16 protein-coding genes are annotated in these 19,023 nt (G+C 64.1%); 11 read left to right on the top strand and 5 right to left on the bottom strand.

Annotated elements, in window-relative coordinates; all coding sequences use genetic code 11:
* Positions 1-10 precede the first annotated feature (10 nt).
* Positions 11-1,000, bottom strand: coding sequence for a malate dehydrogenase (locus IP92_RS14010; protein ID WP_145875799.1), 990 nt, complete (start codon positions 998-1,000; stop codon positions 11-13).
* Between the two features lie 366 nt (positions 1,001-1,366).
* Between IP92_RS14010 and IP92_RS14015 the strand changes: the two genes are divergently transcribed.
* The 7 genes from IP92_RS14015 to gltA all read left to right on the top strand — a co-directional run bounded on the left by IP92_RS14015 (position 1,367) and on the right by gltA (position 7,355).
* Positions 1,367-2,251 (top strand): UTRA domain-containing protein, encoded by an 885-nt coding sequence (locus IP92_RS14015; protein WP_145875802.1) that lies wholly within the window; start codon positions 1,367-1,369, stop codon positions 2,249-2,251.
* Positions 2,252-2,415: 164 nt separating this feature from the next.
* Entirely contained in the window at positions 2,416-2,838 is a 423-nt protein-coding gene (gene sdhC, locus IP92_RS14020; protein WP_145875804.1) for a succinate dehydrogenase, cytochrome b556 subunit, read from the top strand.
* 3 nt (positions 2,839-2,841) lie between these two features.
* Complete coding sequence (sdhD, locus tag IP92_RS14025; protein WP_145875806.1) at positions 2,842-3,204, top strand: succinate dehydrogenase, hydrophobic membrane anchor protein; 363 nt, start codon at positions 2,842-2,844, stop codon at positions 3,202-3,204.
* A 3-nt stretch (positions 3,205-3,207) separates the two neighbouring features.
* A complete protein-coding gene (sdhA, locus tag IP92_RS14030) occupies positions 3,208-4,986 on the top strand; it encodes a succinate dehydrogenase flavoprotein subunit (protein WP_145875808.1) in 1,779 nt (592 codons plus the stop codon).
* Positions 4,987-5,003: 17 nt separating this feature from the next.
* On the top strand, positions 5,004-5,714 hold the full coding sequence (locus IP92_RS14035; protein ID WP_145875811.1) for a succinate dehydrogenase iron-sulfur subunit: 711 nt from the start codon (positions 5,004-5,006) through the stop codon (positions 5,712-5,714).
* 3 nt (positions 5,715-5,717) lie between these two features.
* Positions 5,718-6,011, top strand: a complete 294-nt coding sequence (locus IP92_RS14040; protein WP_145875813.1) for an FAD assembly factor SdhE — start codon at positions 5,718-5,720, stop codon at positions 6,009-6,011.
* A gap of 39 nt (positions 6,012-6,050) precedes the next feature.
* Positions 6,051-7,355 carry a citrate synthase gene (gene gltA, locus IP92_RS14045; protein WP_145875816.1) on the top strand — a complete coding sequence of 435 codons (1,305 nt, stop codon included), beginning with the start codon at positions 6,051-6,053 and terminating at the stop codon, positions 7,353-7,355.
* Between the two features lie 253 nt (positions 7,356-7,608).
* Here the strand turns inward: gltA and IP92_RS14050 are convergent, their stop codons facing one another.
* Positions 7,609-7,980, bottom strand: a complete 372-nt coding sequence (locus IP92_RS14050; RefSeq protein ID WP_199271916.1) for a Dabb family protein — start codon at positions 7,978-7,980, stop codon at positions 7,609-7,611.
* Positions 7,981-8,107: 127 nt separating this feature from the next.
* Here IP92_RS14050 and IP92_RS14055 point away from each other — a divergent pair, with 127 nt between their 5' ends.
* Positions 8,108-8,614, top strand: coding sequence for an NMCC_0638 family (lipo)protein (locus IP92_RS14055; protein ID WP_145875821.1), 507 nt, complete (start codon positions 8,108-8,110; stop codon positions 8,612-8,614).
* Between the two features lie 148 nt (positions 8,615-8,762).
* Positions 8,763-9,962: a cation:proton antiporter gene (locus IP92_RS14060; RefSeq protein WP_371860937.1), complete on the top strand. Its 1,200-nt coding sequence runs from the start codon at positions 8,763-8,765 to the stop codon at positions 9,960-9,962.
* A gap of 15 nt (positions 9,963-9,977) precedes the next feature.
* Here the strand turns inward: IP92_RS14060 and IP92_RS14065 are convergent, their stop codons facing one another.
* Positions 9,978-12,290, bottom strand: a complete 2,313-nt coding sequence (locus IP92_RS14065) for a GH92 family glycosyl hydrolase (protein WP_145875825.1) — start codon at positions 12,288-12,290, stop codon at positions 9,978-9,980.
* A 144-nt stretch (positions 12,291-12,434) separates the two neighbouring features.
* Here IP92_RS14065 and IP92_RS14070 point away from each other — a divergent pair, with 144 nt between their 5' ends.
* Complete coding sequence (locus IP92_RS14070; RefSeq protein ID WP_145875827.1) at positions 12,435-13,169, top strand: hypothetical protein; 735 nt, start codon at positions 12,435-12,437, stop codon at positions 13,167-13,169.
* 21 nt (positions 13,170-13,190) lie between these two features.
* Here the strand turns inward: IP92_RS14070 and IP92_RS14075 are convergent, their stop codons facing one another.
* Entirely contained in the window at positions 13,191-15,251 is a 2,061-nt protein-coding gene (locus IP92_RS14075) for a putative bifunctional diguanylate cyclase/phosphodiesterase (RefSeq protein WP_145875830.1), read from the bottom strand.
* A gap of 144 nt (positions 15,252-15,395) precedes the next feature.
* The gene (locus tag IP92_RS14080) at positions 15,396-15,800 is read right to left on the bottom strand and encodes a BlaI/MecI/CopY family transcriptional regulator (RefSeq protein ID WP_145875832.1); all 405 of its coding nucleotides are present in this window, start codon (positions 15,798-15,800) and stop codon (positions 15,396-15,398) included.
* 310 nt (positions 15,801-16,110) lie between these two features.
* On the opposite strand from IP92_RS14080, the gene IP92_RS14085 reads away from it, so the two are divergent.
* Positions 16,111-18,966, top strand: coding sequence for a 2-oxoglutarate dehydrogenase E1 component (locus IP92_RS14085; protein WP_145875834.1), 2,856 nt, complete (start codon positions 16,111-16,113; stop codon positions 18,964-18,966).
* Positions 18,967-19,023: the final 57 nt, after the last annotated feature.

Raw genomic sequence — 19,023 nt, forward strand, 5'->3', positions numbered from 1 at the left:
GGGATGCGAATTACGGCAGCAGGTGCTTCACGCCTTCACGCTCTTCCGTCAGCTCTTTCAGCGTCAGGTTGATGCGCTCCTGGGAGAATGCATCGATCTCCAGGCCTTGCACGATCTTGTATTCGCCGTTCTCGGTCGTGACCGGGAAGCCGAACATGATGCCTTCGGGGATGCCGTAGGAGCCGTCGGACGGCACGCCCATCGTCGTCCACTTGCCGTTGGTGCCCAGCACCCAGTCACGCACGTGGTCGATCGCCGCGTTCGCAGCCGAGGCAGCCGAGGACAGGCCGCGCGCTTCGATGATCGCGGCGCCGCGCTTGCCGACGGTCGGCAGGAACGTGTTGGCGTTCCATTCCTGGTCGTTGATCAGTTCCTTGACGGACTTGCCGTTCACGGTGGCGAAGCGGTAGTCGGCGTACATCGTCGGCGAGTGGTTGCCCCACACGGTCAGCTTCTCGATGTCCTTCACTTGCGTGCCGGTCTTGGCGGCCACTTGCGACAGCGCGCGGTTGTGGTCCAGGCGCAGCATCGCCGTGAAGTTCTTGGCCGGCAGCGACGGTGCCGATTTCATCGCGATGTAGGCGTTCGTGTTGGCCGGGTTGCCGACCACCAGCACCTTCACATTGCGCGAAGCGACGGCGTCCAGCGCCTTGCCCTGCACCGTGAAGATCTGCGCGTTCGCTTCCAGCAGGTCCTTGCGTTCCATGCCCGGGCCACGCGGACGCGCGCCGACCAGCAGGGCCACGTCGGCATCCTTGAACGCGGTCATCGGGTCGGAGTGGGCGGTCATGCCGGCCAGCAGCGGGAACGCGCAATCGTCGATTTCCATCATGACGCCCTTCAGCGCCTTCTGTGCCTTCTCGTCCGGGATCTCAAGCAGTTGCAGGATGATCGGCTGATCTTTGCCCAGCATGTCGCCGTTGGCGATGCGGAACAGCAGGGAATAGCCGATCTGGCCGGCGGCGCCGGTGACGGCAACACGCATTGGGGTTTTAGCCATGATGAATCTCCAAAGTGGAATAAAGAAGCTTGCGTCACGAACCCCGATTGCTGCCGGGCTCGTTCCAGAGCGCCGCGTGGATGCCCCACGGCTCCCTGATAAAACTGCAATGATACCAAATTCGTCCCCTGTGAAGGCCCAGCCTATCGAGGGATTTTTACTGGATTGTCACGGTAACTCTTCGGTATCGCCGTCTGTCTGCCGTCCCCTCCGGTGCGCCGCGCGGGCCCCGCCGGGACTAACATCGACGGCGAGTGTAGGCTGCATATAGCCTTCTGTCAATCATATCTTATGTCTTATATAAGACATATAACTCAGTCGGTTATTACTGGACGGACAGGGGCTTTTGTGGTGAAATCGCGGTCTATGAATCCCGTCACGCCCAACCAGACCAGTCCAGGCAGCACATCCAGCGCGCCGGCTGCACCCGCATCGGGCGTGACATCCCCGGCAGGTAATTCGGCGGCGGGTAATCCGGCGGCGGGCAATGCCCCGGCCGCCCAGCCGCCCCAGAGCGCGGTGCAACCGAATGTGGCGCCGACGTTCTCCCCGCTGTACCAGCAGATCAAGGCACTGATCACGCAAAGCCTGCAGTCCGGCGAATGGAAGCCGGGCGAGATGATCCCCAGCGAAGTGGAACTGGCGAACCGCTACAAGGTCAGCCAGGGCACCGTACGCAAGGCCATCGACGAGCTGGCGGCCGAGAACCTGGTGATGCGCCGGCAAGGGAAGGGCACGTTCGTGTCGACCCACCACGAGGCGCGCGCCCACATCCGCTTCCTGCGCCTGCGGCCCGACGAAGGCCAGCCCCATTACCCGGAAAGCCGCTTCCTCGAAGTGAAGCGCCTGCGCGCGCCGGCCGACGTGGCGCGCCTGCTGGACCTGAAGTCCGGCGACGCCACCGTCTACATCAAGCGGGTGCAGTCGTTCGACGGCGTGCCGACGATCGTCGAGGAGCTGTGGCTGCCGGGCCTGCTGTTCAAGGGGCTGACGGCCGAGCGGCTGTCCGAATACAAGGGGCCGATGTACGGCCTGTTCGAATCCGAGTTCGGCACGCGGATGATCCGCGCCGACGAAAAGGTGCGCGCCGTCCTCGCCGGCGAGGAGGATGCTGCACTGCTCCATGTCGCGCCCGGCACGCCGCTGCTGTCGGCCGAGCGCGTGTCGTTTACGTACGGCGACAAGCCGGTCGAGCTGCGCCGCGGCCTGTACCTGACCACGCGCCACCACTACCAGAACGATCTGAACTGACGACCCGACACTGTCACGCTGCTATGGAGCGGCGCAACATAAATTTGGTTATATGTAAGAATAGATATTGGTCATAGCCCGGAAATAAGCGAAAATCGGAGTCTCACGACTGCGAATTCGGCAACGCGGTTCATTAAATAGCAATAGAAAAAGGGAGGTTTGTCATGTCTGAAGCCGTCAGGGAAGCTCCGCGCAAGCAGCGACGGGAATTCCGTAACATTCACGTCACGGAGTTATCCAATTACCGCATGCCGTTTTCGGCCATCGTGTCGATCTTGCACCGCATCAGCGGCTTCCTGATGTTCATCCTGCTGCCGTTCATCCTGTACCTGCTGCAGGAGAGCATCCGCTCCGAAATCTCCTTCGCCCACTTCCAGGGCATCGCATCGCACCCATTTTCCAAGCTGGTGATCCTGGCGCTGGTCTGGGGCTACATGCACCACTTCTGCGCCGGCATCCGCCACCTCGTCATGGATACCCACATCGGCCTGGACAAGGATTCCGCCCGCAAGACTTCCGTCACCGTACTGGTCATCAGCCTGGCAGTGACGCTGCTCGTCGCACTGAAACTGTTCGGAGTATTTTAAGAAATGAAAAACAATATCGGATCGAAGCGCCTCGTCGTGGGCGCCGGCTATGGCCTGGGTGAGTTCCTGGCGCAGCGCGCGACCGCCGTCGTGATGGCCGTGTACACCGTCGTGCTGCTGGTCGCTTTCCTGACCGGCAATAACTTCTCGTACGAAGGCTGGGCCGGCCTGTTCGCCCAGACGTGGTTCAAGCTGTTCACGCTTGCCACGCTGATCGGCCTGTTCTACCACGCCTGGATCGGCGTGGTCAGCATCTACCAGGACTACATCAAGAATATCGCCGTTCGTTTCATCCTGCATACCGCCTCCGCCATCTGGCTGGTGGCTTGCGCCGTGTGGTCGGTGCAGATCCTCTGGAGTGTTTAAATCGTGGCAGCTATCAAATCTGCAATCCCTACCCGCCGCTTCGACGCGGTGATCGTCGGCGCCGGCGGTTCCGGCATGCGCGCCTCCCTGCAACTGGCTGAAGCGGGCCTGAACGTGGCCGTGCTGTCGAAAGTCTTCCCGACCCGTTCGCACACCGTGGCGGCGCAGGGCGGCATCGGCGCTTCGCTGGGCAATATGGCCGAAGACAACTGGTTCTGGCACATGTTCGACACCGTCAAGGGTGGCGACTACCTCGGCGACCAGGACGCCATCGAATTCATGTGCCGCGAAGCACCGAAGGTCGTGTACGAGCTCGAACACTTCGGCATGCCGTTCGACCGCAACCCGGACGGCACGATCTACCAGCGCCCGTTCGGCGGCCATACCGCGAACTTCGGCGAGAAGGCCGTGCAGCGCGCCTGCGCCGCGGCCGACCGTACCGGCCACGCGCTGCTGCACACGCTGTACCAGCGTAATGTCCGCGCACGCACCCACTTCTTCGTCGAATGGATGGCGCTGGACCTGATCCGCGACGCCGACGGCGACGTGCTGGGCGTGGTCGCGCTGGAAATGGAAACGGGCGAAGTGATGATGCTGCACGCGAAGACGACGATCTTCGCCACCGGCGGTGCCGGCCGTATCTTCGCCGCGTCGACGAACGCGTTCATCAACACCGGCGACGGCATGGGCATGGCGGCACGCGCCGGCCTGCCGCTGCAGGACATGGAGTTCTGGCAGTTCCACCCGACCGGCGTGGCCGGCGCGGGCGTGCTGATCACCGAAGGCGTGCGCGGCGAAGGCGGCATCCTGATCAACTCGCAGGGCGAGCGCTTCATGGAACGCTACGCACCGACCCTGAAAGACCTGGCACCGCGCGACTTCGTGTCCCGCTCGATGGACCAGGAGATCAAGGAAGGCCGCGGCGTGGGCCCGAACAAGGATCACGTGCTGCTGGACCTGCGCCACATCGGCAAGGAAACCATCGAGAAGCGCCTGCCGTCGATCCTGGAGATCGGCCACAAGTTCGCCAACGTCGATGCGACGAAGGAACCGATCCCCGTCGTGCCGACCATCCACTACCAGATGGGCGGTATCCCGACCAACATCCACGGCCAGGTCGTCACGCCGGCCGGCGACGGCTCGCAGAAGGTCGTCAACGGCCTGTACGCGATCGGCGAATGCGCCTGCGTGTCCGTGCACGGTGCGAACCGCCTGGGCACGAACTCGCTGCTGGACCTGGTGGTGTTCGGCCGCGCGGCCGGCAACCACGTCGTCGCGCAGAAGCTGGACACGAAGGAATTCAAGGACCTGCCGAAAGACGCAGCCGACTTCGCACTGGACCGCCTGAACCGCCTGGAAACCTCCACCGGCGGCGAGCGCGTGCAGGGCGTGGCGAACGACATCCGCGCCACGATGCAGAAGTACTGCGGCGTGTTCCGTACCGACGAGCTGCTGCAGTCGGGCTTCGACGAAATCATGAAGCTGGACGAGCGCCGCAAGCACGTGTCGTTCAAGGACAAGTCGAAGGTGTTCAACACGGCCCGCGTTGAAGCCCTCGAACTGGACAACCTGATCGAGACGGCGAAGGCCACGATCACGTCCGCCGTCGCACGCAAGGAATCGCGCGGCGCGCACGCGCACAGCGACTTCCCGAACCGCGACGATGAAAACTGGATGAAGCACACGCTGTGGTTCTCCCAAGGCAATCGCCTGGAGTACAAGCCTGTCATCACCAAGCCGCTGACGGTGGAAACCTTCAAGCCAAAAGCACGTACTTTCTAAGCAAGGGCCTCAAGAACATGGCACGCACTCTCAAATTCAAGATTTACCGCTACGACCCGGACAAGGACGCCAAGCCGTACATGCAGGACCTGACGGTCGAGCTGAAGGACACCGACAAGATGCTGCTGGACGCGATCCAGCGCATCAAGTCCGACGTGGACGATTCGCTGGCGTTGCGCCGCTCCTGCCGCGAAGGCGTGTGCGGTTCCGACGCGATGAACGTCAACGGCAAGAACCGCCTGGCTTGCACGACCAACCTGAACGAACTGACGGAACCGATCGTGCTGCGCCCGCTTCCTGGCCTGCCGGTGATCCGCGACCTGATCGTCGACATGACGCAGTTCTTCAAGCAGTACGAATCGATCAAGCCGTTCCTGATCAACGATTCGATCCCGCCGGAGAAGGAACGCCTGCAGTCGCCGGCCGAGCGCGAAGAGCTCGACGGCCTGTACGAGTGCATCCTGTGCGCGTGCTGCTCGACGTCGTGCCCGTCGTTCTGGTGGAACCCGGACAAGTTCGTCGGCCCGGCCGGCCTGCTGCAAGCCTACCGCTTCATCGCCGACTCGCGCGACGAAGCCACCGGTGCGCGCCTGGACAACCTGGAAGACCCGTACCGCCTGTTCCGCTGCCACTCGATCATGAACTGCGTGGACGTCTGTCCGAAGGGCCTGAACCCGAACAAGGCTATCGGCAAGATCAAGGAACTGATGGTCCGCCGCGCGATTTAAGCGATGAGCGAGAATACGCCGAACGAGACTTCGCGTACGCATCAAGCCGACCCCGCGAACCGCGCCCGCCTGCGCTGGCGCGCCCGCCGGGGTCTGTTGGAAAACGATCTGATACTGACCCGTTTTCTCGATGCGCACGAAACGGAATTGACCGACGAGGAAGTGGACGCACTCACGCGGCTCCTCGACTTGTCGGACAATGCGCTGATGGATCTGGTGCTGGCGCGCAGCGAGCCGCAAGGTGAGCTCGACCTGCCACACGTGCATGCACTGCTTGGTCGTCTGCGCCGCGCCTGATTTTTTTTAATAGCCGCACCTCATCCAAAAGGAAGAGCCATGAACACTTCTGAAAACAAAGCCACCCTGTCGTTCTCGGACGGCAGCGCTCCGATCGAATTCCCGATCTACAAGGGTACGGTCGGCCCGGACGTCATCGACATCCGCAAGCTGTACGGCGCCACCGGCAAGTTCACGTACGACCCGGGCTTCATGTCCACCGCGGCGTGCAACTCGTCGATCACCTACATCGATGGCGACAAGGGTGAACTGCAATACCGCGGCTATCCGATCGAACAGCTGGCCGTGAAGGCCGACTTCATGGAAACCTGCTACCTGCTGCTGAACGGCGAACTGCCGAACGAGAAGCAGAAGGCCGAATTCGTCGACACTGTGACGAAGCACACGATGGTGCACGAGCAGATGCAGTTCTTCTTCCGTGGCTTCCGCCGCGACGCGCACCCGATGTCGGTGCTGGTCGGTACCGTCGGCGCGCTGGCGTCGTTCTACCACGACTCGCTGGACATCAACGACGCCAAGCAGCGCGAGATCTCCGCGATCCGCCTGATCGCGAAGATGCCGACGCTGGTCGCGATGGCATACAAGTACTCGATCGGCCAGCCGTTCATGTACCCGCGCAACGACCTGTCGTACAGCGCGAACTTCATGCGCATGATGTTCGGTAACCCGTGCGAAGAGTACAAGGTCAACGACGTGCTGGTGCGCGCGCTGGACCGCATCCTGATCCTGCACGCCGACCACGAGCAAAACGCGTCGACGTCGACCGTCCGCCTGGCCGGTTCGTCGGGCGCCAACCCGTTCGCCTGTATCGCTGCCGGTATCGCCTGCCTGTGGGGCCCGGCGCACGGTGGCGCGAACGAAGCGGCACTGACGATGCTGAAGGAAATCGGCTCGGTCGACAACATCCCGGCCTTCATCGAGAAGGTCAAGGACAAGAACTCCGGCGTGAAGCTGATGGGCTTCGGTCACCGCGTGTACAAGAACTTCGACCCGCGTGCAAAGCTGATGCGCGAAACCTGCCACGAAGTGCTGAACGAACTGGGCCTGCAGGACGACCCGCTGTTCAAGCTGGCGATGGAACTGGAAAAGATCGCGCTGAACGACGAGTACTTCGTGTCGCGCAAGCTGTACCCGAACGTCGACTTCTACTCGGGCATCGTGCAATCCGCGCTGGGCATCCCGGTCTCGCTGTTCACCGGTATCTTCGCGATGGCCCGCACGATCGGCTGGATCGCCCAGTGGAACGAGATGATCGCCGACCCGGAACAGAAGATCGGCCGCCCGCGCCAGCTGTTCGTCGGCTCGCCGGTACGCGACGTGCCGCCGCTGAAGGATCGCAAGTAATTCTCGGCTGTTACGGCATGGCGAAAAGCGGGCTTCGGCCCGCTTTTTTTTGGCGGATGCCGATTGTCGTGTTGATATCTTCCGCCTGATCGGCTGCTGCCATTGATGCCGTTGAGCGAAGGGCAAAACCACAGTCAAATGATGGGGTCAGACCCGGCGGGTCTGACCCCCGATCTACGCCGTTGGGTGAAGAGCATGCCAATCGGCTCGCTGACCGCGTTCCTCACTGGCCCAAGGGAAGCTCCCCAATCCTTTACGATACCGTCGCGTTGATCACAGCCTGCTCCTCCACCGGCCCGGCCGGCAGCCTGGCCCAGTAATCGAGCACCAGCGAGCGCTCGAGGCATTGGCCCAGCGACTTCACGAATGCCACGTGGGCGGGATGGTTCAGGTAGGCGTCGCGGCTTTCGGCGCTGGCGAACGTCAAGGTAAAGCAGTGCGTGAAGCCGTCGTTCAGGCCTTCCGGACTGACGTTGGTGCCCCATTCGTAGCCGTTGATTTCGGAAATGGCGTCGGGCAGCGCGGCGAAGCCCGCGACGACGGCTTCCACGGTCTCGGCGGAGGCGTCTTCCTTGAAAGCGAACAGCACGACGTGGCGCAGGACGGCGATGGTTTCGGCGAGCATGGCGATAAGGTGAAGTAGTCGATGTGGCATCGTACACCGCCGGCTCGCGATGGCGAGCACCGTTCAGGCGGGCCTCACCCTGCCGTCGCGTATAGTGTCGCGACGAATTTCAACAACAGGAGGAACGATGCGATATCTGTGGACCGGCTGCGTGGCGGCCCTGGGGCTGGCGGCCGATGCCGCCGCGATGGCGCCGGAGCTGCCGGTGACGACGTTCCTGAGTACGTGCATGAGTGCCCAGGCGAACCTGGAGGCCGTGCGTATCGCCGCCGAGGGCCGCGGCTTCGTCGTTGCGCTGCCCGAGCACAAGGCCAAGCTGCTGCGTAACGGTGCCGATGGCGACGCGTATGCCGCGCGCGAAGCGGCACTCGTCGTCGAGCGTGGCAGGCCGATGTGCACGTTGTTCGCCCGCAGCGACGACCCGCAAGCCACGCGCGCGGCGCTGGCGAAGATGCTGCCGCCGCCAACCACGCGCTTCACGTTCGAACAGGAGGACGTGCCCGGCAATCCCGAACTGCTGCGGGTTGCGTACCGCCTCAAGCTGGACGGCAAGCCGTACGCCAAGTGGGTGTTCAGCGCTTACCCGGAAGACGGCCCGTTCAACGTGGCGATCACGCTGCAGATGAGCCGCTAGCCACGCGCCTCGCGAAACTGTCTCATTTTGTCCCGGCAGTATTCACGCGCTTGCCCATCTGGTATCGTTCGACCGCAATTTTTCGTCACGCCAGCCAGGCCACCGGAAGTCGGGAGGCGGCGACGGGTAATAGGAGAGCACGATGCACATGGGTACCACCGAACTGTTCCTGATCGCGATGACGGCCATCGTCGGCATTCCCTATCTGGTGTGGCGGCTCGGCGATACGGACTACTGGGCGCCGCTGGTGGTCGTGCAGACCGTCACCGGCATCATCCTCGGCCCCGGCATCATGGGCAAGGCGTTCCCCGAGTACTACACGTTCGTCTTCACGCCGGCCGTCATCAACTGCCTCAACGGCCTTGCGTGGTGGGCCGTGATGCTGTTCGTGATGCTGGCCGGGATCGAGCTGGATTTGAAGAAGGCCTGGCAGCACCGCCGCGAAAGCACGATCACGGCCGGCCTTGCGCTGGGCACGCCGCTGCTGCTGGGCTCTTTGGCGGCGGCCGGCATGCTGGCGTTCGACGGCTGGGCTGGTGCGCAGGCGGCCAGCTGGCAATTCGTGACCGGCGTCGGGATGGCTTGTGCCGTCACCGCGTTGCCCGTGCTGATCATGCTGATGGAAAAACTGCAGATCCTGCGCCAGCCGCTCGGCCAGCGCGTGCTGCGGTATGCGAGCCTCGACGACCTGCTGATCTGGGGCGTGCTGGCGCTGATCCTGCTCGAATGGGAGCGGGTAGGGCGGCAGATCGGGTTCATCGTGCTGTTCGTGCCCGTGACGATGCTGTTCCGCCGCCTGATGGAACGCCTGGAGGAACGCGATCGCTGGTTTGTCGCGCTGATCTGGCTGTGCGTATGCTCGTTCGCGGCCGACTGGGCCGGCCTGCACTTCATGGTCGGCGCGTACCTTGCGGGCGCCGTGATGGATGCCGAGTGGTTCGGCGAGGAAAAGCTCGACAAGATGCGCCAGGTGCTGCTGCTGACGTTGATGCCCGTGTACTTTCTCAGCACGGGCCTGCGTACCAACTGGGCCGTGGGCGGCTATGCCGTGTTCGTCGCGGCCGCCGTGCTGCTGCTGGCCTCGACGGCCGGCAAATTGATCGGCACGCACGCGGCCGGGCGCCTGCTGGGATGGAGCCGCACCGAGTCGTCCGTGATGGGCTGGCTGCTGCAGACCAAGGGCCTCGTGATGATCATCTTCGCCAATATCCTGCTGGACAAACAGATCATCTCCAACGAGACGTTTACCGCGCTGTTGCTGATGGCGGTCGGCAGCACGATGCTCACCGTGCCGCTCGTGTATCCGAAGCTGCGCGCCGCCGCGCAGCTCGTGTTCAAGCCCGCCTGACGGGGCGGGCAGGGCTCAGCGGTAGGGCGTCTGCGTGTAGGGCCGTGCCGAACGGTCCTTGCCCCAGTCCTTGTTTGGCGCCGCCTGCATCATGAACACCAGTTCGCCGCCGGCGACGATCTCGTCGTGGCGCAGGAAGCTGCGCGCCAGCGGTTGGCCGTTCAACGTGACCTTGCCGATGTAGCCGTTCGCTGGCGACAAGTTCTCCGCCCGGATAGTGAAGCGTTTCCCGTTCGGCAGGTTCAACGTCGCCCGTTCGACGAACGGCCGGCCGATCACGTATTCGTTGCTGCCCGGCGCCACCGGATAAAAGCCCAGTGCCGTGAACACGAGCCAGGCGGACATCTGGCCCAGGTCGTCGTTGCCGGACAGGCCATCCGGCTTGTCCGAGTATTGCGATGCGACGATCTGCGCGAGCCGCGCCTGCGTCTTCCACGGCGCGCCGGCGTAGTTGTACAGGTAGGCCACGTGGTGCGACGGCTCGTTGCCGTGCGCGTAGTGGCCGATCAGGCCCGAGATGTCTTCCATGTGCGCGTACACGGCTTCGTCGACCTTGGCGTCGAACACCTGGTCGATCTTCGCGACCAGTCCCGCGTCGCCGCCCAGCATGTGAATCAGCCCCGCGTTATCGTGCGGCATATACCAGCTGTACTGCCACGCGCTGCCTTCCGTGTAGTCGCTGCCGAAGTTCGATTGCACGGGATTGAACGGGGTGCGGAATTCGCCCGTCGATTTGCGGGCGCGCACGAAGCCCGTCTTCGGGTCGAACACATTGCGCCAGTTCTGCGCGCGCTTGAAGTAGCGTGCGGCCACGTCGCGCTTGCCCATCTTCTCGGCCACGCGGGCGATGGTCCAGTCGTCGAACGCGTATTCGACGGTCTTCGATGCCGCTTCCGGCTCCAGGTCGATCGGCACGTAACCGAGCTTCATGTAGTGTTCCAGGCCGCCGTACGGGCCGTATTCGGCGCTTGCCGTCATCGCGGCCAGCGCCTCGTCCGCGTCGAACGGGATGCCCTTCATGTAGGCGTCGGCGATCACCGGCACGGCGTGGTAGCCGATCATGCACCATGTCTCCAGCCCATGGAACTGCCACACGGGCAGGATGCCGTAGGGGCTGTGCCGGCGCGACGCGATCAGCGAGCGCACGAAGTCGGCGTTGCGCTGCTCGGGCGCGAGAAGCGTCAGCAGCGGGTGCAGCGCGCGGTAGGTATCCCACAGCGAGAACGTCGAATGGAAGCGGAAGCCATCCGCCTTGTGGACGGCGTTGTCGGGCCTGCGGTAGCTGCCGTCGCGGTCCATGAACAGCGTGGGTGCCAGCAGCGCGTGGTACAGCCCCGTGTAGACCATCTTGCGCATCGGTTCCGGCGCGTCGATGTCGACGACCGACAGCGCCGTGTTCCACGCATCGCGCGCGCGGCCACGTTCGGCGTCGAAGTCCCAGCCGGGCATCTCGTCCAGGTTGGCGATCGCGTTGTCCTCGCTGACGGGCGACAGCGCCACCTTCACGAGCAGCGCGTTGCCGGGCGGCGGCGCGAACTCGAACGTGCCGACAAGGGCCTTGCCTTCGACAAGCACCTTGTCGGCCGGCGTCTTGCCCGGCGGGGCGAAGCCCTTGTACTCGACGCCTTCCTCGCGGTTGAGCAGCTGGCGCGCTGCGATCGGCTGCGAGAAGCGCACCGCGAAGTACAGCTGCCGGCCGGGCGCCCAGCCGCGCGTCTCGCGCATGCCCGTCACCGTTTGCGCGTCGCGCATGCGCAGGCGTGCCCACAGATTCTTGCTGGCGTAGTCGTAGATGCTTTGCCGCAGGTCGAGCAACACCTTCGCCGGTTCACCGGCCGCGTAGCGGTAGCGGTGCAGGCCGACGCGCTCGCTGGCAGTCAGCTCCACGTCGATGCGGTGATCCTGCAAGCGCACGGCGTAGTACCCCGGCTCGGCCTTCTCGTCCGCATGCGTAAAGCGCGAGCGGTAGCCGGAGAACGGCCGCTCCGGGTAGCCCGGTTCCAGCTTCGTCTCGCCGCTGTATGGCATCAGCAGCACGTCGCCCAGGTCCGAGTGGCCACTGCCGGAAAAGTGGGTGTGCGAGAAGCCGAGGATCGACTGGTCGTCGTGGCGGTAGCCGGAAGCCCACGGATAGCTTTGGCGGAAGTGGCGCACCTGCGTGTCGGGCGAGAGCTGCACCATGCCGAACGGCCGCGCCGCGCCGGGGAAGGTGTGGCCGTCGCCGGCCGTGCCGATGAAGACGTCGACGGGGGGCGCGGCCGGCGCCGCGTGGACGGTCGTGGCGGCCAGCGCGAGCGCTGCCGCGCGCAGTGGAATGCAAACCTTCATCACACCTCCAAAAAAGAGTCTCTGGGCAATCCGATCAGCAGATGATACGGGAGAGCAAGCGAGCGCTGCTGAGGAATCAGATCGATAGTTTTAAATTGGTAATAAATATATACTTTGGGAATCTCTATTTTCTAATGAATTCATATGAAACGACTGCTCTTGGCACTGATCGCGGCGTGCCTGCTCGTCGGCTGCGCGGCCACCAGCTACAAGAATGCCCGGCTCAGTGCGAATCGGGTCCAGAACGGGATGACGGTCGCGCAGGCCGTTGAAATTCTTGGCATCCCGCCGAGCATCACCGGCCCGGACTTCGTGGAATGGCGCCGCGGCAATGCGCAGAAGTACGATGGCACGATTCACGGGTCGATCCGCTATGAGCTCAAGGATGGCGTCATCGTCAATGTGCCGCCGGAAGGCATCTTCAGCGAGGCGGCGCGCCAGCGCGTCGATGAGCAGCGCAAGGCGAAGGCGGAAGCGGATGCGAAAGCGAAAGCGGAGCGGGACGCGAAGAATGCCGAGGCCCGGGCCGCGGCGATTGCTGCCGAGGTCGCCGCGCGCCAGCGTGCGATCATTTATTGCCAGGACAAGGCCATGTGTGCGAAGGCTTTTGCGCTGGCCCAGGTATTTGTCGCGCAGAATGCGGATCAGAAAATTCAGGTTGCAACGGATACCGTGATCGAAACCTATAACCCGACCGACGTCGGCAAGGTTGGCATGTCGGTCATGAAAGTACCGGGGAAAGGGGCGTCTGAAATGCTCGTCCTGACGCCCAGCTGCAAGGTCAGCGAATACGATAGGGACGGCGATTACTGCCGTCGCCGCCATACCAATCTCTACCTTGATTTCCGCGCGTTCATGGACGAACGGCTGGTCCGGTAAGCGCAACGGTGCGGTGGCGCCTCAGTGCGCCACCAGCCACTGCTCCAGTGCCAATCCCGTCAACGGCTGGCTGATGTAATTGCCTTGCACGCTGCTGCAGCCGTGCGCGGCGAGGAAGTCGTGCTGGTGGCGCGTTTCGACGCCGGTCGCCACGACGCGGATGTTCAGGTTGTGGCCGATGTCGAGCATCGTCTTCGTCAGCGCGCCGTCGCCTTCGATTTCCCGCACGCGCGCCCGCGTCATCTTCAGCTGGCTCACCGGCAGCTTGCGCAGGCAGGACAGGTTGTTCAGCCCCGCGCCGAATTCGTCGACGGACAGGCGGATGCCCAGTTCCTGCAAGCCGTTGGCGAGCCGGGTGGCTTGCTCCGGGTCCGTCATCAGCTGTTCCTCGCGCATCTCCAGGGTCAGGCTGGACGGCTTCACGCCATGGTGGGCAACCCGCCTGGCCAGGTGGGGCAGGTAGTCGCGCTGGCTGAATTCGCGGCTGGACGCGTTGATCGAGATCGGCAGGTCCGGGTAGCCCAGGTCGGACAGCCGGCGCAAGGTGGCGCACACGTCTTCCAGCACGCGCCGGCCCAGCGGCACGATCAGGCCGTTTTCCTCCGCTTCGGGCAGGAAGTCGGCGGGCAGCAGTTCCCCTCGTTCCGGGTGGCGCCAGCGCAGCAGTGCTTCCAGGCCGAGGATCTTGCCCGTCTCGACGGAGACGAGCGGCTGGAACAGCAGGTACAGGTCGTCGCGTTCCAGCGCTTCGCGCAGCGCCTGTTCCATGCGCTGCTTGACGGCCGTGCTCTGCGCCATGCCTTGCGAATAGAAGTGCACCGCGTCCGGGCCGCCGTGCTTGCCCTCGTACATGGCGGTGTCGGCCGCGTGCAGCAGCTCGCCGGCCGTGCGGCCGTCGTCCGGCCAGACGGCCACGCCCATGCTGGCGCCCACCGACAGCAGGCGGCCGTCCACCTCCATCTCCGGCGCCATCGCGCGGCGCACCCGGTCGATCATCTTCAGCGTGTAGCGCAGGCTCGGCTGGCCCGCCAGCACGAGCACGAATTCGTCGCCGCCCAGGCGCGCCACCGTGTCCGTCTCGCGCAGCGCCGACTGCAGGCGCAGGGCCACCTGCTTGAGCACCTGGTCGCCGGCCGAGTGACCCATCGTGTCGTTGATCTCCTTGAACTTGTTCAGGTCCATCAGCACGACCGCCACTTTCTCGTCGGCCCGCTGGGCCGCCTGCAGCGCGTGTTCGAGCCGGTCGCGCAGCAGCAGGCGGTTGGCCAGCCCCGTCAGCGGGTCGTGCGTGACGAGGTGTTCCAGCTGCGTGGTGCGCTGCTTCATCGCCGTGATGTCCTCGATGATGCCGATGAAGTGGGTGACGCGGCTGGAGCGGTCGCGCACCGGCGTCACCGTCAGGTGGTTCCAGAACAATTCGCCGTTCTTGCGCTGGTTGCGAAAGACCACGGTGGCGGGGCGGTGCGCCGCGATCGCCAGCGACAGCTGTTCGCGCTGGTCGCCATCCAGGTTCGGCGCGGCCATGAAGCGGGAATCGTGGCCCAGTGCCTCGGCCGCCGTATAGCCGCTGATCCGCTCGAACGCGGGATTGACGTATTCGATCGGGTTGTCGCGGCCTTCGTGGCGGGCGATGACGATGCCGTTGCTGGCGGCGAGGAGGGCGCGCTCGAACAGTTCCAGCTTGTCGCGCTGGCGGTAATGCGGCGTCAGGTCGACACCCATGCCGAACAGGTAGCGGCCGTCGCCGGCGATCATCAGCCGCGAGCTGCAGAACAGGTAGGGGGTGGTGGCGCCGGCGCCATTGCGGATCGGGATTTCCAGCTGCACCTGTTCGTCCTGCTGGAACACGGCGCAGAAAGCGCGCGCCACGCGGGCCCGGTCCTCGGGCTCGAACAGTTCCAGCATGTGGACCTTGGCCAGCCGCTCGAAGGGCAGGCCGGTGGCCTCCTCCAGCTGGCGGTTCCACAGTACGAAGTAACCCGACTCGTCCAGGACATAGAATGCCCCCGCCAACAAGTCGATCACATCCCGCAACGGCAAGCCGCCGACGATGCCGGCCGCCTCCAGCCCGCTATCCACCATGTCACTCCCCAAATTGTTTTTGTTCGGGTGCCGGCGCGGGTCGAGACGGCTTGCCGCCGGCTGGCAATGCCGTCGTGTAGAACGAGTGTGGATGAAATCACAAAAACATGACGCGCGCTTGAGCGCCACTGCTGAGCGTGGATATCAGTCGGAAAGCCGGTCCTCGTCCAGCAGGGCGGCGATCTCGGCACGCTCGTGCGCCGTCACGTGGCCGCCGCGCAGCGCCGCCAGCACGAGGGCCTTGCCGGAACCGGAAAACGCCTTCTGGATCAGGTCTTTCAACAGGCTGGTCTGGATCGAATCCTGCGCCTGGGCCGGCGCGTAGACGTGGGCGCGGGCGCTTTCGTCGCGCGTCAGCAAGCCTTTGCCGTGCATCACCTGCAGTAGCCGTAGCACGTTTGCATAGGTCAAGTCGGGCCGCGCTTCGCGGGCCGCCTCGTGCACCTGGCGGGCCGTGGCGGGCCCCAGCTTGTAGAGCAGGCGCAGCATTTCGAGTTCGGACGGGGTCGGCTTGACGGCCGGAGGCGATGGGCGAGATGACGTGTTCATGCGCTTTCCTGAGGGATGGAAGTAGAATAGATGATCTAGAACGACTTGTCTAGCAAGGCCAAGGCGGGGCGCATCCCTACCAAATGGCTGGAACATCCCTATTTATCGGATTGGAGGTTGTTGTGCCTCAAGACGCCATGCTATGCTTGGCGGCTGTTTCTGGGGCGTCCGGAATGAACTTGTCTTTCGGGCAACCCTAAGGTCCTTCCCCCACAACTTGATGTGCGATCCGCTAACCGGTCAGGCCGTGTCGCGGAAGGTTAGATTAACCCGCCCCATACTCGCGAAGCGCGAAGAAAGGTGAGCAAGAATGATGCAACAACTCACGTCCAACTCCTACCTGTTCGGTGGGAATGCGCCGTACGTAGAGGAACTCTACGAAGCGTACCTGGAAAACCCGGGTTCCGTACCCGATAACTGGCGCGCCTACTTCGACGCCATGCAGCACGTGCCTGCCGTCGACGGCTCGAACAAACCGGACGTCGTCCACTCCTCCGTCATCGCCTCGTTCGCCGAGCGTGCCAAAGCCGGCCCGATCCGCACCGTGACCGCTTCCGGCGACGCCGAGATGGGCCGCAAGCGCGTGGCCGCCACGCAGCTGATCGCCGCTTACCGCTACCTGGGTTCGCGCTGGGCCAACCTGGACCCGCTGCAGCGCCAGGAGCGTCCGTCGATCCCGGAACTGGAGCCTGCATCGTACGGCTTCTCCGATGCGGACATGGACACCGTGTTCAACATCAGCAACACCTACTTCGGCCCGGAGACCGCCTCGCTGCGCGACCTGCTGAACTTCCTGCGCGAGACCTACACCCGGTCGATCGGCGCGGAGTTCATGTACATCTCCGACCCGGCGGAAAAGCGCTGGCTGCAGGAACGCCTGGAGTCGATCCGCTCCACGCCGAACTTCACCGCCGAGAAGAAAAAGCACATCCTCGAGCGCCTGACCGCGGCCGAAGGCCTGGAGCGCTACCTGCACACCAAGTACGTGGGCCAGAAACGCTTCTCGCTGGAAGGCGGCGAGACGTTCATCGCATCGATGGACGAGATCATCCAGCGCGCCGGTGAGAAGGGTGTCCAGGAAATCGTCATCGGCATGGCCCACCGCGGCCGCCTGAACGTCCTGGTCAACACGCTGGGCAAGGCACCGAAGGACCTGTTTGAAGAATTCGAAGGCAAGCATGGCGACGACCTGCCGGCCGGCGACGTGAAATACCACCAGGGCTTCTCGTCCGACATCTCCACCGCGGGCGGCCCGGTCCACCTGTCGCTGGCATTCAACCCGTCGCACCTCGAGATCGTCAACCCGGTCGTCGAAGGTTCCGTCAAGGCCCGCATGGACCGCCGCGGCGACAAGGAAGGCAAGCAAGTGCTGCCGATCCTCGTGCACGGCGACGCCGCATTCGCCGGCCAGGGCGTCGTGATGGAAACGCTGAACCTGGCGCAGACCCGCGGCTACGGCACGGGCGGCACGGTGCACATCGTGATCAACAACCAGATCGGCTTCACCACGTCCGACCCGCGCGACGCGCGCTCGACGATCTACTGCTCCGACGTCGTCAAGATGATCGAGGCACCGGTGCTGCACGTGAACGCGGACGATCCGGAAGCCGTCGTGCTGGCCTCGCAGATCGCGCTGGACTACCGCGCGCAGTTCCAGAAGGACATCGTCGTCGACATCATCTGCTACCGCAAGCTGGGTCACAACGAGCAGGACACCCCGGCGCTGACGCAGCCGCTGATGTACAAGAAGATCGCACAACACCCGGGCACCCGCCGCCTGTACGCCGACAAGCTGGCGGCACAGGGCGTGATCCCGGCCGACGGCGGCGACAAGATGGTGGCCGAGTACCGCGCCGCGATGGACGCCGGCAAGCACACCGTCGATCCGGTCATCTCGAACTTCAAGAACAAGTTCGCCGTCGACTGGCTGCCGTTCCTGAACCGCAAGTGGACCGACGCGGCCGATACCGCCGTGCCGCTGACGGAACTGAAGCGCCTGGCCACCCGCGTCACCACCGTGCCGGAAGGCTTCAAGGTGCACTCGCTGGTTGAAAAAGTGCTGGCCGACCGCGCAGCGATGGGCCGCGGCGAGATCAACCTGGACTGGGGCATGGGCGAACACCTGGCGTATGCATCGCTGGTATCGTCCGGCTATCCGGTCCGCCTGACCGGCCAGGACGCCGGCCGCGGCACGTTCACGCACCGCCACGCCGTGCTGCACGACCAGAACCGCGAGCGCTGGGATGCGGGCACCTACGTGCCGCTGCAGAACATTTCCGAAGGCCAGGCACCGTTCACCGTCATCGACTCCGTGCTGTCGGAAGAAGCGGTGCTGGGCTTCGAATACGGTTACTCGACCGCCGAGCCGAACACGCTGACGATCTGGGAAGCCCAGTTCGGCGACTTCGTCAACGGTGCGCAGGTCGTCATCGACCAGTTCATCTCCTCCGGCGAAGTGAAGTGGGGCCGCGCTTCCGGTCTCGTGATGCTTCTGCCGCACGGTTACGAAGGCCAAGGCCCGGAACACTCGTCCGCCCGTCCTGAGCGTTTCCTGCAGCTGTGCGCCGACAACAACATGCAGGTGGTGCAGCCGACGACGGCCGCGCAGATCTTCCACCTGCTGCGCCGTCAGATGGTGCGCCAGTTCCGCAAGCCGCTCGTCGTGATGACGCCGAAGTCGCTGCTGCGTAACAAGGATGCCGGCTCGCCGCTGGCCGACCTGGCGAAAGGTGCGTTCCAGACCGTGATCGGCGAAGTGGACGACAAGATCGATGCGAAGAAGGTCAAGCGCGTGATCGCGTGCTCCGGCAAGGTGTACTACGACCTGGCCAACGCCCGCAAGACCCGCGGCCAGCTCGACACGGCCATCATCCGTGTCGAACAGCTGTACCCGTTCCCGCACAAGGCGTTCGCCGCCGAACTGAAGAAGTTCCCGGCCGCCACCGAAGTGGTGTGGGCGCAGGACGAGCCGCAGAACCAGGGTCCATGGTTCCAGATCCAGCACAACATCTTCGAGTCGATGGAAGCAGGCCAGCGCCTGGCCTATGCCGGCCGCCCGGCTTCCGCGTCGCCTGCCGTGGGTTACTACGACAAGCACTACGCCCAGCAGAAGGAACTGCTGGAAACGGCGTTCTCGAAGCTGAAGGGCTTCATCCTGACCAAGTAAATCACGGCAGCGCCGTCCGCACCCGCGAGAGGGCGGACGGCGCTTACGCATCTATTG

It is taken from the genome of Pseudoduganella flava (assembly GCF_007830495.1).
GTDB lineage: Bacteria > Pseudomonadota > Gammaproteobacteria > Burkholderiales > Burkholderiaceae_D > Rugamonas > Rugamonas flava.

What these genes read in the sequence shown, in the direction of transcription:
- IP92_RS14010 (WP_145875799.1), bottom strand. Translation starts at nt 1,000, where the DNA reads ATGGCTAAAACCCCAATGCGTGTTGCCGTCACCGGCGCCGCCGGCCAG.
- IP92_RS14015 (WP_145875802.1), top strand. Translation starts at nt 1,367, where the DNA reads ATGAATCCCGTCACGCCCAACCAGACCAGTCCAGGCAGCACATCCAGC.
- sdhC (WP_145875804.1), top strand. Translation starts at nt 2,416, where the DNA reads ATGTCTGAAGCCGTCAGGGAAGCTCCGCGCAAGCAGCGACGGGAATTC.
- sdhD (WP_145875806.1), top strand. Translation starts at nt 2,842, where the DNA reads ATGAAAAACAATATCGGATCGAAGCGCCTCGTCGTGGGCGCCGGCTAT.
- IP92_RS14035 (WP_145875811.1), top strand. Translation starts at nt 5,004, where the DNA reads ATGGCACGCACTCTCAAATTCAAGATTTACCGCTACGACCCGGACAAG.
- IP92_RS14040 (WP_145875813.1), top strand. Translation starts at nt 5,718, where the DNA reads ATGAGCGAGAATACGCCGAACGAGACTTCGCGTACGCATCAAGCCGAC.
- gltA (WP_145875816.1), top strand. Translation starts at nt 6,051, where the DNA reads ATGAACACTTCTGAAAACAAAGCCACCCTGTCGTTCTCGGACGGCAGC.
- IP92_RS14050 (WP_199271916.1), bottom strand. Translation starts at nt 7,980, where the DNA reads ATGCTCGCCGAAACCATCGCCGTCCTGCGCCACGTCGTGCTGTTCGCT.
- IP92_RS14055 (WP_145875821.1), top strand. Translation starts at nt 8,108, where the DNA reads ATGCGATATCTGTGGACCGGCTGCGTGGCGGCCCTGGGGCTGGCGGCC.
- IP92_RS14060 (WP_371860937.1), top strand. Translation starts at nt 8,763, where the DNA reads ATGGGTACCACCGAACTGTTCCTGATCGCGATGACGGCCATCGTCGGC.
- IP92_RS14065 (WP_145875825.1), bottom strand. Translation starts at nt 12,290, where the DNA reads ATGAAGGTTTGCATTCCACTGCGCGCGGCAGCGCTCGCGCTGGCCGCC.
- IP92_RS14070 (WP_145875827.1), top strand. Translation starts at nt 12,435, where the DNA reads ATGAAACGACTGCTCTTGGCACTGATCGCGGCGTGCCTGCTCGTCGGC.
- IP92_RS14075 (WP_145875830.1), bottom strand. Translation starts at nt 15,251, where the DNA reads ATGGTGGATAGCGGGCTGGAGGCGGCCGGCATCGTCGGCGGCTTGCCG.
- IP92_RS14080 (WP_145875832.1), bottom strand. Translation starts at nt 15,800, where the DNA reads ATGAACACGTCATCTCGCCCATCGCCTCCGGCCGTCAAGCCGACCCCG.
- IP92_RS14085 (WP_145875834.1), top strand. Translation starts at nt 16,111, where the DNA reads ATGATGCAACAACTCACGTCCAACTCCTACCTGTTCGGTGGGAATGCG.